10 protein-coding genes are annotated in these 12,138 nt (G+C 66.7%); 6 read left to right on the plus strand and 4 right to left on the minus strand.

All coding sequences use genetic code 11. The annotated features are described in order from the left end of the window. Window positions 1–68 precede the first annotated feature (68 nt). Window positions 69–791, plus strand: a complete 723-nt coding sequence (locus ACOXXX_RS05855; protein ID WP_422825619.1) for a VIT1/CCC1 transporter family protein — start codon at window positions 69–71, stop codon at window positions 789–791. A 204-nt stretch (window positions 792–995) separates the two neighbouring features. Next, window positions 996–1,265 (plus strand): CBU_0592 family membrane protein, encoded by a 270-nt coding sequence (locus ACOXXX_RS05860; RefSeq protein ID WP_422825826.1) that lies wholly within the window; start codon window positions 996–998, stop codon window positions 1,263–1,265. Here ACOXXX_RS05860 and ACOXXX_RS05865 read toward each other — a convergent pair. Continuing rightward, entirely contained in the window at window positions 1,250–2,437 is a 1,188-nt protein-coding gene (locus ACOXXX_RS05865; protein WP_422825620.1) for an FAD-dependent oxidoreductase, read from the minus strand. The two genes, ACOXXX_RS05860 and ACOXXX_RS05865, sit on opposite strands and share 16 nt — an antisense overlap. 271 nt (window positions 2,438–2,708) lie before the next feature. Here ACOXXX_RS05865 and ileS point away from each other — a divergent pair, with 271 nt between their 5' ends. Beyond that, window positions 2,709–5,711 carry an isoleucine--tRNA ligase gene (gene ileS, locus ACOXXX_RS05870; RefSeq protein WP_422825621.1) on the plus strand — a complete coding sequence of 1,001 codons (3,003 nt, stop codon included), beginning with the start codon at window positions 2,709–2,711 and terminating at the stop codon, window positions 5,709–5,711. Between the two features lie 70 nt (window positions 5,712–5,781). Here the strand turns inward: ileS and ACOXXX_RS05875 are convergent, their stop codons facing one another. Next, a complete protein-coding gene (locus tag ACOXXX_RS05875) occupies window positions 5,782–8,658 on the minus strand; it encodes an eCIS core domain-containing protein (RefSeq protein ID WP_422825622.1) in 2,877 nt (958 codons plus the stop codon). A 76-nt stretch (window positions 8,659–8,734) separates the two neighbouring features. Beyond that, window positions 8,735–9,457, minus strand: coding sequence for a hypothetical protein (locus ACOXXX_RS05880; RefSeq protein ID WP_422825623.1), 723 nt, complete (start codon window positions 9,455–9,457; stop codon window positions 8,735–8,737). Between the two features lie 156 nt (window positions 9,458–9,613). Between ACOXXX_RS05880 and ACOXXX_RS05885 the strand changes: the two genes are divergently transcribed. Together ACOXXX_RS05885 and ACOXXX_RS05890 are read left to right on the plus strand one after the other, a co-directional pair. Further along, window positions 9,614–10,102 (plus strand): histidine phosphatase family protein, encoded by a 489-nt coding sequence (locus tag ACOXXX_RS05885; protein ID WP_422825624.1) that lies wholly within the window; start codon window positions 9,614–9,616, stop codon window positions 10,100–10,102. Between the two features lies 1 nt (window position 10,103). Further along, window positions 10,104–10,556, plus strand: a complete 453-nt coding sequence (locus tag ACOXXX_RS05890; protein ID WP_422825625.1) for a methylated-DNA--[protein]-cysteine S-methyltransferase — start codon at window positions 10,104–10,106, stop codon at window positions 10,554–10,556. 89 nt (window positions 10,557–10,645) lie between these two features. On the opposite strand, the gene ACOXXX_RS05895 is transcribed toward ACOXXX_RS05890, so the two are convergent. Further along, a complete protein-coding gene (locus ACOXXX_RS05895; protein WP_422825626.1) occupies window positions 10,646–11,479 on the minus strand; it encodes a prephenate dehydratase in 834 nt (277 codons plus the stop codon). A 130-nt stretch (window positions 11,480–11,609) separates the two neighbouring features. On the opposite strand from ACOXXX_RS05895, the gene ACOXXX_RS05900 reads away from it, so the two are divergent. Then, a complete protein-coding gene (locus ACOXXX_RS05900; protein ID WP_422825627.1) occupies window positions 11,610–12,128 on the plus strand; it encodes a c-type cytochrome in 519 nt (172 codons plus the stop codon). The last annotated feature ends 10 nt before the right edge of the window (window positions 12,129–12,138 follow it).

Below are 12,138 nucleotides of genomic sequence, written 5' to 3' on the forward strand. Positions count from 1 at the left end.
CACGGCTGGCCCCCTTTACCGCCCCGGTTCGCCTGCGATATCCTGACGATCAACCGCAAAGGTCTGCCATGCCCGACAGCATCCCCGAACACGGCCACTCCCAGGACGAGATCGAGGACCGCATCGGCACCCCGCCCGGTCGCGGCTATCTGCGTGATATCGTCTATGGCGCCATCGACGGGTCGGTCACGACCTTCGCGATCGTCGCCGGGGTCGCGGGCGCGGGCCTGTCGCCGCTGATCATCGTCGCACTTGGCATCGCCAATGTGCTGGCCGACGGGTTTTCCATGGCCGCGGGCAACTATTCCGGCACCAAGGCCGAACTCGACGACATCAAGCGCCTGCGCCGGATCGAGGAACGTCACATCGCCAAGGACCCCGAGGGCGAAAAGCGGGAATTGCGTCATATCCTTCACCTGAAGGGCCTGTCCGGCTCCGCGCTGGACGAAGCGGTAGAGCAGATCGCCTCGGACAAGGATCTGTGGATCCAGATGATGCTTGAGGGCGAATACGGCCTGGCGTCGGTCGATCCGCACCCGATGCGCGCCGCGATCACCACCTTCCTGGCGTTCCTGGTGGCGGGGATGGTGCCGCTCTTGCCCTTCATCTTCGGCGTGCCGAACGCCTTTCCGGTCTCGACCGTGCTGACCATGGCCACGTTCTTTGCCATCGGCACCTACAAGAGCCAGTGGTCGCTGGCGTCATGGTGGCGGTCAGGGCTCGAGACGCTGACAATCGGCGGCGTCGCCGCAGCCATCGCCTATTTCGTCGGCACCCTTTTCAGCGGCTGAGCGGGCCGCTTGTCCCGTGAAAAATGCGTAAGTCGGGTATTCCGGACTGTGTTGCCGGACGGTTTTCCGGCATGAAGAGGGCAAGCGCAATTTTCGCGCTTCGGGGCGCAGTCCCTGACCGAACGACCCTTTATCCTTTGACGAAAGCGATTTCTCATGACCGATGCCTTTCCCGATTTCCACGCGTTGACCTTGCATCAATGGATGGGGCTCCTGGGGTTTTGCACATACGTGATAAACTACTGTTGCCTGTCATTCCGGCTGATGAGCAGCGAAAGCGCGCGCTACTTTGCCATCAACATCGTCGCCGCGTCGCTGGTGCTTTTCAGCCTGATGACCGATTTCAACCTCGCCTCGGCGTTGATCCAGACGTTCTGGATCCTGATCGGCGTCTGCGCGATTGTCCTGCGCACGCACCGCACCCGACGCGCACGCAACGCGGCCTTCAGAGCGCCGGTTCAGGACCCCACCTGAAGCGTGCCCAGCGGCGGCAGCATGTCACCGCAGACCAGCCGGGTCAGAAGGCGCGGCACCGGCGGAACCTGTGACAGCGGAAACAGCAATCTGTCGCGCAGGACCGGCAGCCAGCGGCTGTCGGACTGGTACTGCGGGGTGAAGGCGCGGCTCATGCCCTGGTAGACGCGCACATGCCAGCGGCGCGCGCGGCGGTACTGCGACAAGGCCAGCGGCACGTCCCCGCGTGAGTGGTCCAGCGCCAGAACCAGCGCCTGGGCATCCAGCAGCGCCATGTTCGCACCCTGCCCCAGCTGCGGGCTGGCCCGGTGGGCGGCATCCCCGATATGCGCCAGGCGGTCAGCAACCGGATTGGCCAGCGTGCCATGCGAATAGCGCGCCATTGTCATCTGGCCCGGATCGGTGATCTGCGCGGCGAAGGGGGCGAAGTCGGGCCAAAGCGACGCGGCCTCGGCCCGCCAGACGTCCAGCCCCCGGGCCAACCAGGCATCATGGCCCTGCGTGGGCAGCGACCAGAAGATCGCGGCCTTGCGGCCCGCAGCACCCGGCACCTGGCCGATCGGCAGCACGCCGATCATCCGGTCAGCGCGGCGGTAGACCTGCCGCAGGGCATCGCGCGGTAGGGTCGTATCCGGCCAGTCCACCGTCGCCCAAACCGCGCCGTAGGGCAGCGGCTTTGCCACCAGCGGCGACAGGACAGACCCCGCGCCGGTCGCGTTGACCACCAGATCGAACGGCCCCGCCGCTGCTTTGTTTTCGAACCACAACCGCCCTCCCTGCGTGCGTGTCACCGAATGGCCCGGGCGCAGATCCGCGCCCGCTGACCGCGCAGCCGCCAGCAACGCGTCGAAAAGCGCCGCCCGGTGGATCGCCAGACCGAACCGCCCGCCGCCGTGGGGGCCGTAGCGCACGTTCAGAACCGGGCGTCCGTTCTCTGCTTCGTGGCCGCGCATTTCATATATCTGCGCCCCCATGGCGCGCGCGGGTGTCATTGCCCCAAGCCAGTCCAGAACCGCCTGGCCGACCGGCTGGATCACTAGGCCCGACCCCACCGGGGCGGGGGCATCGAAGCGGTCAAAGACCGTGACCTCGTGCCCGGTCCATGCGCAGCCCGCCGCCACCGCAAGCCCGCCGATCCCGGCCCCGGCCACCGCTATCTTCAATTCCCGCATCACACACTCCGCACCCGATGATCCTCATTTCACGGCAAACGCCCGCCCCGGCAATGAGACAAAGCGCACCCCAGCCCCACACTGCGGCACAATCGGCCACTGGACGCCCCGCCAGCGCTTGCCTATAACCGCGGCCATGATGCCTCGTTTCGCGATCATCCTCCGAATTATATGCCCGGCGCCGTAAAGACACGTTGCGCCGGGATAAGGCGTCTGGACTGCCGCGCCGCCCCTCATCCATTACCCAAGCCGAATTCCGAGGACGCCCCAAATGTGCGCCGACACCCCCGACACGACCGTTGACTACAAAGACACGCTGAACCTGCCCAAGACCGATTTCCCGATGCGCGCGGGCCTGCCCAAGCGCGAACCCGACTGGCTGGCCCGCTGGGACAAGATCGGTATCTATGACACGCTGCGCGCCCGGGCCGGAAACCGCACGCCCTTCACACTGCATGACGGCCCTCCTTACGCCAACGGGCATCTGCACATCGGCCATGCGCTCAACAAGACGATCAAGGACATGATCGTGCGGTCGCACCAGATGATGGGGCATGATGCGCGCTACATCCCCGGTTGGGACTGCCACGGCCTGCCCATCGAATGGAAGATCGAGGAAAAGTACCGCGCCAAGGGCATGGACAAGGACAAGGTGGACGTCGTCGATTTCCGCCAGGAATGCCGCAAGTTCGCCGAAGGCTGGATCGATGTGCAGCGCGACGAGTTCAAGCGGCTGGGCATCACCGGCTGCTGGGACAAGCCGTACCTGACGATGGACTACCGCGCCGAGCGCATCATCGCCGAGGAATTCCAGAAATTCCTGATGACCGGCACGCTCTACCAGGGCTCCAAGCCCGTGATGTGGTCGCCCATCGAAAAGACCGCCCTGGCCGAGGCCGAGGTCGAGTATCACGACAAGGACAGCTTCACCATCTGGGTGAAATTCCGCGTCGCGTCCTTCGATCTGCCGGATGTGGAGCTGTCGGACGAGGAAGCGTCGGACGAGGATCGCGAGGCGGTGGCCTCTGCCGTGGCCGATACCGCGGGCGACCTTGTCGGCGCCTACGTCGTGATCTGGACCACCACGCCCTGGACCATCCCGTCGAACAAGGCCGTCGTCTTCGGCGAAGACTTTGCCTATGGGCTTTACGAGGTCACCGACGCGCCCGAGGGCGCCTGGGTAGCCAAGGGCGACCGCTTCATCCTCGCCGACAAGCTGGCCGAGCAGACGCTGACCAAGGCACGGCTCGAGACCAGCCAGTGGCGGCGCGTGCGCGACGTGACCGCGGCGCAGCTGTCGGGCATGACCCTGACGCACCCGCTGGCGGGGGCCGAGGGATCGAACGGCGAATGGGACCAGCCCCGCGACTTCCGCGCCGCCGATTTCGTCACCGACGAGGAAGGCACCGGTTTCGTCCATTGCGCGCCCAGCCACGGGATGGAGGAATACGAGCTTTACCGCGATTTGGGGATGCTCGCGGACGTCATCACCTACAATGTCGAGGATGACGGCAAATTCCGCGACAGCCTGCCGTTCTTTGGCGGCACATACATCCTGAACCGCAAGGGCAAGGAAGGCGATGCCAACACGGCCGTGATCAACAAGCTGGCCGAGGTCGGCGGCCTGCTGGCGCGCGGCAAGATCAAGCACAGCTATCCGCATTCCTGGCGCTCCAAGGCGCCGGTGATCTACCGCAACACGCCGCAGTGGTTCGCCGCCATCGACCGCCCCGTGGGCGACGGGCAGGACACCTATGGCACCACGATTCGCGAACGCGCGCTGACCTCGATCGACGAGTTGGTGAAATGGACGCCGCAAAAGGGCCGCAACCGCCTCTATTCGATGATCGAGGCGCGGCCCGACTGGGTGCTGTCGCGCCAGCGCGCCTGGGGCGTGCCGCTGACCTGCTTTACCAAGAAGGGCGCTTTGCCCACGGACCCCGATTTCCTGCTGAAGGACGAGGGTGTGAACGCCCGCATCCTCGAGGCCTTCGAGGCCGAAGGCGCGGATGCCTGGTACAAGCCCGGTGCGAAAGAGCGGTTCCTCGGGTCCGACCATGACCCCGCCGACTGGGAGCAGGTGTTCGACATCCTCGACGTTTGGTTCGATTCCGGCTCGACCCATGCCTTCGTCCTGCGCGACCGCGAGGACGGGACCGAGGACGGCATTGCGGATGTCTACATGGAAGGCACCGACCAGCACCGCGGCTGGTTCCATTCCTCGATGCTGCAGGCCTGCGGCACGATGGGCCGCGCGCCCTATCGCAACGTCGTCACCCACGGTTTCACGCTGGACGAGAAGGGCAACAAGATGTCCAAGTCCATCGGCAACACCGTGGCCCCCGACGATGTGGTCAAGCAATACGGCGCCGACATCCTGCGGCTTTGGGTGGCGCAGTCCGACTATACCGCCGACCAGCGCATCGGGCCGGAGATCCTCAAGGGCACGGCGGACAGCTACCGCCGCCTGCGCAACACCATGCGGTTCCTTCTGGGCGCGCTGTCGTCTTTCGAGGAAAAGGACCGTGTCGACCCCGCCGACATGCCGGAACTGGAACGCTGGGTGCTGCACCGTCTGGCCGAGCTCGACCACAAGGTCCGCACCGGCTATGCCGCGTTCGATTTCCAGGGCGTGACGCAGGCGCTGTTCAACTTCGCCACGGTGGAGCTCTCGGCCTTCTATTTCGACATCCGCAAGGACGCGCTGTACTGCGACGGCGACACGCCGCGCCGCCGCGCCGCGCGCACCGTGCTCGATCTGCTCTTCCACCGGCTGACCACCTGGCTGGCGCCGGTCATGGTCTTCACGATGGAGGAGGTCTGGCTCGAACGCTTCCCGGGCGACGACAGCTCCGTCCACCTGCAGGACATCCCCGCCACGCCCGCCGACTGGCTGGACGAGCCGCTGGCGGCCAAGTGGTCCAGGGTCCGGCAGGCCCGCCGCGTGGTGACCGCCGCACTCGAGGTGCAGCGTACCGACAAGGTCATCGGCGCCTCGCTCGAAGCGGCCCCGGTGGTGCATGTGGAGGATGCCGACACGCTGGAGGCGCTGAAATCCGTGGCGTTCGAGGATGTCTGCATCACCTCCGATATCGCGCTGACCGCCGACCCCAGCCCGGCCGAGGCCTACCGCCTGCCCGACCTTCCGGGCATCGGCGTCGTCTTCGAACGCGCGCAGGGCGACAAGTGCCAGCGCTGCTGGAAGATCCTGCCGGACGTGGGCACACACACGCACGAGGGCGTCTGCGGGCGCTGTGATCAGGCGGTGGGCTGACGGTCAAGGGGGTCGGCGCCGAAGGATCCGGCCCCTTGTAACGTTGCGCAGGTGCGCATCACCACGGCGTCTAGGGATGGGCGTTGATGAACGCCTGCGTGGCCATGGCAGTTGGGAACACCCGCCCCTCGCGCAGAATAGGGACGCCCAGATGTGCCTGGCCGGGTTCGATCACGCAGCGCCCGTCCGCGAATATATAGTAGGTCACGTTGTTATGGACCGCCGACCCGACCGCCAGAACGACAGGCGGCGGCGGTGACAGCATGAAGAGGACATCATAGGCGGTTCCATTGCCGATGGCCCAGGTGTGGGACTGGAAATACCACGCGCTGCCCTCTTCGGTATTCGATGTCGTATTCCGCCCATGGATCGGCAGTGGTGCGACCAGTTGGCGCTGATTGGACGAACCGACCGCGAAGGGAACGGCGTTGAACAGGGCAACCTCCTGATAAAGCCCGACCAAGGTCTGGCAGTCGCCCTGATGGGTGGCGAAGGCCGCCCGCGGCCCGACGAAATTACCGATATACCTGAAGCGAAAATTGTTTACGTTTTCAAATATCTGCGCTGCTTTGGCGGCGTTTCCGACAGCCGCCGCGACACCTGCGTTCAACTCTGCGGGGATCGGCGTTGCGGCCAGGTTGCCGCTCAGGAAGTGCTGCGCCAGCATCTGGTCCTCGCGCCGGTCGCGCAGATAGTCGTAGGTCAGCTTGGCCAGATAGGCGAAGCCGGCCAGTGCGACCACCCCGCCGGCGATCACGGGGCCTGACACCCGTTGAGCCACCTCTGTCGTCGCACCGGTGCCGGCAACCGTAACGGGCGGCGCGTCCGACACCTCCTGCTCAAGCATCCTGCGCAAACCGGCCTTGGCCACCGCATCGTCGCCCTTGGCGATGGCCAGGGCTTTGGCGATCAAGGGGCTTTGCGCCGACAGCGGCGCGGACGGCCCGCCACCGCGCGTGATGGCATCCGCCGTTTCTGCGGCGCGGACAATGTCCTCGACCATCTGCAGCAATGAGCCGTCATCCGCAGCGCCGATTTCCAGCCTCTGCAGAGGGGCCCGCGGCACGATTTTGCCGCTCTGCAGGCCATTATGTCCGAAGACCTTCATCGGCGGGTCGCGGGTAGACTGCGACCGTACCGAGCCGCCGGGTGCCGCCTTTCCCTGCACCGGCACCGCGCCAGAGGTGCCGCCGCCGCCACCGCCGCCGCGCTTGCCGCCGCCCCGTTTCCCGCCTTTGCCGCCCTTACCTCCGCCGCCATCGTCGTCGCCGCCGCGTCCGGCCAGCCAGGCCACGAAACGGTCGATGCCCGCCTTCGTCGCGGCGTTCATCCTGCCGCCGCGGCTGCCCGACGCATGGCCGGGGATGCCCTTGTCGTAGCCGCTCAGGTATTCGTCGACGATGGCATATCCCTCCGCCTCGGTGCGCTGGCGGAACAAGGCCCGGTAGGTGTCGGGGCTGTAGGCAGCGAGATTGCGCAGAAAGGTATCGCGGTCCTGCAGTTGCATCACGCCCGCCATCTGAACCACCGGCGCGCGTTTGAACTGGAACGATCCGCTTTCGCCGCCGCTTTCCACATCGGCCTCATAGCCGCCGTGATCGGCGATCAGCGGCTGCCGTTCGGGATTTGCGGCCCTCATATCCTTGACCGCCGCCCCCGTCTGCAGACCGGCGCGCACGCCCTTGCTGACGCCGATCCCGGTGCTGATCGCGCCGCCCAAGGTCTCGGACGTCGCTGTTGCCGCCTCGATCCCGCCGATGCCCGCCACCATCAGGGCCGCCCCTTCGAGCAATTGCAGAAACGCGGCGAGGAATGACAGGAAGGTGCGCGCCCCGGCCCAGCTGTCGTTCCATTTCAGGAAGTCGGTCAAGGCCTGGATCGCCGAGCGCACGAGCTTGATCGCCGCGTAGACGATCAGCGGCAGTTTCTTGATCGCCGCCGGATCGGAGAGACTCAGCGCGCCCCACAGGGCCAGACCGCCCTCGACCCCGCGCAGGGTGTCCATGGCGATGATCTTCCACCCTGCCGCCGGCCGCTCGGTGCCTTCTTCGGTTGTGCTGGGCCAGGTCACGATCGCCCGCAGGAACTTGGCCAGCCCCGACAACCCGCCAAGCAGCGCCGGGAACCAGGCGACACCACCGCTGAAGCTGAAGGCCGCAATCGCCGCGCCCATGGTCGCCAGCGCCTCGGCGAACAGCAGCAGGGAGGTCGCCTGGCGCAGTGACGGCAAACCGAAAGCCTGCGTCACCGCACCGGCGTATTGGGTCACGATCATCCGATCGCCGCTGGGCACCGCGCCATGCGGAATGCCGCGACGCTGCAAGGCGGCGCCCCAATGCGCGTAGTCCCCGGCGGGCATCGACACGGTCTGCAGGCCCGCCGCCTGTGCCCCCGCAGGCAGGGCAAGCGCGGGATAGGCGCGCAATCCGATCATCTGTGCGGGCGCCCGCTGCCCGCCCGCCGTCAAGGCCGGGGTGGCGGCGCTGACGCGGAACTGCGCCGCCTTCGCGCCCATGGTATCGGCCTCTGACTCCAGCGCGGGGTCGTCGTTGATCGCGACGCCCTTGCTTTGCAGCGTCGGTTTCACCCGGCCCTGCGCCTGCTGCGCGACGTGCCAGGCTTCGTGCGGAAGGTGACGATCCTGACCGGGGCCAAGGTGGATGGTGCGGCCCTGCGCATAGGCCAGCGCGCCGACCTTCGCGGGCTCGGCGGAATTGCGGTGCACCCGGACCCCGGCCATGGACACGCCCGACAGCTGTTCGATCCCGTGCGCCAGAGACTGCGGCAAGCCGCCATGCGCGGCGTCGGCCTTGCGTTGCAGGGCGTGCAGGCCCTGCAGCCGCGGGCTGTCGGCGAGGCGGCGCTGCAACGGCCCGGCGGGATGCGGCACGCGGGGCGGCATGACGCGCGGGATATCCATGCTGGCTGCGGGTTTTGTCTCTTTCATCTCGATCTCCTGCCTCTCTGAGGGCCGGGTTCCGGCCGCGCGCCCACCCGGTGGTCACGCGGCGCTGACATGCGCGTCAGCACGGCCACCAGCTGCGCAGCCAACCCACGAGCCCACCGCCTTGCGCCGGGGCGGGTGCCGGCGCCGGGGCGGCGGCGCGTTTGATCTTTGGCTTGCGCTTGCGTTTCGGGGGAGGGGCAGCGACCGGGCTTGGCGCCTCGTCGCCGCTGCTGTCACTGTCCGGGGCCAAAATAGCGAAGCGATTCGCGGGTGGAGCGGACGCCGCCGCTGCCGCCGAGGGCGCTGGTTGGGCCGCGCGAGGGCGCCGCGGCATTGCCGCCTTTGCGGTTCGCAACCGCTGAAGCTGCTGCTGCTCGAACGCGATCCGCGCTGCGTGACTGGCATACTCGGAGGTGCCGGACGGATGCTGACGCTGTTCGTGCTGGCGCTGCTGAATGGAGGCTTCGAGCGTCGCGATATCTCGGCTCGCCTCGTCCCGGTCGTTCGACGCTATCGTGGCGGTGACCTGCGCCGCAAGTGCCTGCTGATTGCCTGTGGTCTTTCGCCCAAAGCCGTCGCCGGCAAGTTTGGTGCTGATCACCCGCTGCAGCGGTCCCCGGTCAGAGCGGCCGACAAGCTGCACCAGTGCCCGCTGAGGGTCGAGCCGAAGGGTGGTGTCGATCCGGTCGCGCAGGTCGGTCAGCCGGTCGGCTTGCGGCCCGCCGGTCGGGGCCAGGGCCGCACGCGCCTGTCGCGGAGCGGGCGCCGAATCCAGACGGGCGTCGCGGCTGGCTTTCATCAATCGACCTTTTTCAAATCCCGCACCTATGGCGCGCATCCTTCATCAATGCGCCTACCTTAACACGAAATGCCGCGCTGATCTGCTGAATTCTGCTTGGGCCGGATGGGGGTGAGGGGTTAATCTGTGACACATTACCATGACGGAGGAATTTCCATGCAACGCAGAGATTGTGTGCTTCTGACACTGGCGGCATTGACCGCCGGCTGTGCGGCGACCGGCACTGTGTCAGGGCTGGCGCCGGACACGACGCTGATCGTGATCCGACATGCCGAACGCACCGGTGAGGACCTGACCAAGCGGGGGCGGGCACAGGCGCGGGCGCTGGTCGGGGCGCTGGACGGCATGCCGCTCGACGCGATCTACAGCCCCGGAATTCAGCGCAACCTCGATACCGCGGCCCCGCTTGCCGCCGCGCGGGGGATGACGGTGGAACGCCGCCCGGCGGAAAATCCCGCGCCCCGGCTGGTGCGCGAAAGTGCCGGGCGCACGGTGCTTTGGGTCGGCAACAAGGGTAACATCGCCGCGATCTGGGAGGCGCTGGCCCTGCCCGACCCGGCGCCGCTGGACTACGGCGATCTGTTCATCGTGCGCAGCGATGCGGCGGGGGTCATGACGGTCACGCGGCAAAGCTACGGCCTCTGACATGCCGGAGCGCACGGTTGCCTCGCCGCTTGGGCCGCTCACCCTGACCGAGAGCGAGGGCGCGATCATTTCTTTGCGGTGGGGCGACGGCGGGACGGACGACAGCCCGCTTCTGCGGCGGGCCGAGGCGCAGTTGCGCCGCTATTTCGACGGCGGCGACGAACCGTTCGATCTGCCGCTGGAGGTGGCGGGGTCCGATATCCAGCGCGCGGTCTGCGCGCTGATGCAGGCCATACCCTTGGGCGAAACCCGCACCTATGGCGACCTGGCCAGGGATCTGGGCGTGCCCGCGCAGGTGGTGGGGCAGGCCTGCGGCGGCAATCCAATCCCGGTGATCATCCCCTGCCACCGGGTTCTGGGCGCAAGCGGCCTGGGCGGGTTTTCCGCCCGCGGCGGGGTCGAGACGAAGGTCTGGCTGCTGCGCCATGAAGGTGCGGCGGGGCTGTTGATCTGAGCCTGCGCGAAGACATCGCCCCTTGGGCGATACGAGAGACGCTGTCTCTCGTGCTCTCAGGAGTTTCAGCCAAGAAGAAGGGGCGCGGATCAGACCCGGCGCGGGTCGCGCGGATAGGTGCCCAGGATTTCCAGCATGTCGGTGAAATATCCCAGCTCGTCCAGCGCCAGCTTGACGCCCGGATCGTCGGGATGACCTTCGATATCGGCATAGAACTGCGTCGCGGTAAAGGAGCCGCCGACCATGTAGGATTCGAGCTTGGTCATGTTGACGCCATTGGTTGCGAAGCCGCCCATCGCCTTGTAGAGCGCGGCCGGTATGTTCCTGACCTGAAAGACGAAACTGGTGATCATGCCGTGCGCGCCGCGGCGCGACATGTCCGCCTGCCGCGACATGATCAGAAAGCGCGTGGTGTTGTTTCCCTCATCCTCGATATGGCGGGCGAGCACGTCGAGGCCGTAGATCTCACCGGCCAGTTCCGAGGCCAGCGCGGCCAGGGCCGGGTCGCCTTTTTCCGCCACATGCCGGGCCGATCCGGCGGTGTCGGCGCCGGTGACCCGGTGGATGCCGTGTTCTGACAGGAATTTGCGGCACTGGCCCAGCAGGACGGTGTGGCTCATCGCCTGGGTCACGACCCCCAGCGGCGTGCCGGGCACCGCCAGCAGGTTGATGTGCACGCGCACGAACGCCTCGTCGATGATGTGCAGACCCGACTGCGGCAGCAGCGAATGGATGTCGGCAACCCGGCCATAGGTGGAATTTTCCACCGGCAGCATGGCGAGGTCGGCCTCGGACTGGCGGACCGCTTCGATCACGTCTTCGAAGGTGCGGCAGGCCAGCGCCTCGTGATCCGGGCGCGCCTCGCGGCAGGCCTGATGCGAATATGCGCCCAGTTCCCCCTGGAAAGCGATGCGATGTGTCATACCATCTGGTCCCCGCGGCCCGGAAAGGGCGTTTGGTCGCGGCTTCTACACCTTGCCTTGCACGAGGGGAAGCCGTAGATAACCGCCCGAAGGCACTGACATTCATCACGACAGATACGGACACGCACCCATGCTTGACACGATGACATTCACCAAGGTTCTCGGCGGCTTTTGCGGCGCTTTGCTGATCTTTCTGCTTGGCAAGTGGGGTGCCGAGACGATCTATCACGTGGGCGGCGGCCATGGCGAGGAGGGCCAGCAGGCCTACCTGATCGAGACCGGTTCGGACGACGCGGAAGGCGGTGGGGAAGAGGAAGAAGCGGATTTCGAGACGCTTCTGGCCTCGGCTGACGTGGGCGCCGGCGAGAAGGTGTTCGGCAAGTGCCGCGCCTGTCACAAGCTGGACGGCACCGACGCCACCGGCCCGCACCTCAACGGCGTTGTCGGCCGCGACGTGGGCTCGGTCTCGGGTTTCAACTACTCCGGCGCGCTGAGCGAGGCTGCGGATGTCTGGACGGCGGAAAACCTCAACGGCTTCCTGGAAAACCCGCGCGGCTACGCCTCGGGCACCAGCATGAGCTTCAACGGCATCCCCGACACCGAGGACCGCGCGAACCTGATCGCCTATCTCGACTCCACCGAGGGCTGATCGCCGCCGA

The organism is Thalassococcus sp. BH17M4-6 (genome assembly GCF_049323015.1).
Taxonomy (GTDB): Bacteria; Pseudomonadota; Alphaproteobacteria; order Rhodobacterales; family Rhodobacteraceae; genus Puniceibacterium.

Excerpts from the sequence above, each read along its gene's own strand:
- ACOXXX_RS05855 (WP_422825619.1), top strand. The coding sequence starts at position 69 with ATGCCCGACAGCATCCCCGAACACGGCCACTCCCAGGACGAGATCGAG.
- ACOXXX_RS05860 (WP_422825826.1), top strand. The coding sequence starts at position 996 with ATGGGGCTCCTGGGGTTTTGCACATACGTGATAAACTACTGTTGCCTG.
- ACOXXX_RS05865 (WP_422825620.1), bottom strand. The coding sequence starts at position 2,437 with ATGCGGGAATTGAAGATAGCGGTGGCCGGGGCCGGGATCGGCGGGCTT.
- ileS (WP_422825621.1), top strand. The coding sequence starts at position 2,709 with ATGTGCGCCGACACCCCCGACACGACCGTTGACTACAAAGACACGCTG.
- ACOXXX_RS05875 (WP_422825622.1), bottom strand. The coding sequence starts at position 8,658 with ATGAAAGAGACAAAACCCGCAGCCAGCATGGATATCCCGCGCGTCATG.
- ACOXXX_RS05880 (WP_422825623.1), bottom strand. The coding sequence starts at position 9,457 with ATGAAAGCCAGCCGCGACGCCCGTCTGGATTCGGCGCCCGCTCCGCGA.
- ACOXXX_RS05885 (WP_422825624.1), top strand. The coding sequence starts at position 9,614 with ATGCAACGCAGAGATTGTGTGCTTCTGACACTGGCGGCATTGACCGCC.
- ACOXXX_RS05890 (WP_422825625.1), top strand. The coding sequence starts at position 10,104 with ATGCCGGAGCGCACGGTTGCCTCGCCGCTTGGGCCGCTCACCCTGACC.
- ACOXXX_RS05895 (WP_422825626.1), bottom strand. The coding sequence starts at position 11,479 with ATGACACATCGCATCGCTTTCCAGGGGGAACTGGGCGCATATTCGCAT.
- ACOXXX_RS05900 (WP_422825627.1), top strand. The coding sequence starts at position 11,610 with ATGCTTGACACGATGACATTCACCAAGGTTCTCGGCGGCTTTTGCGGC.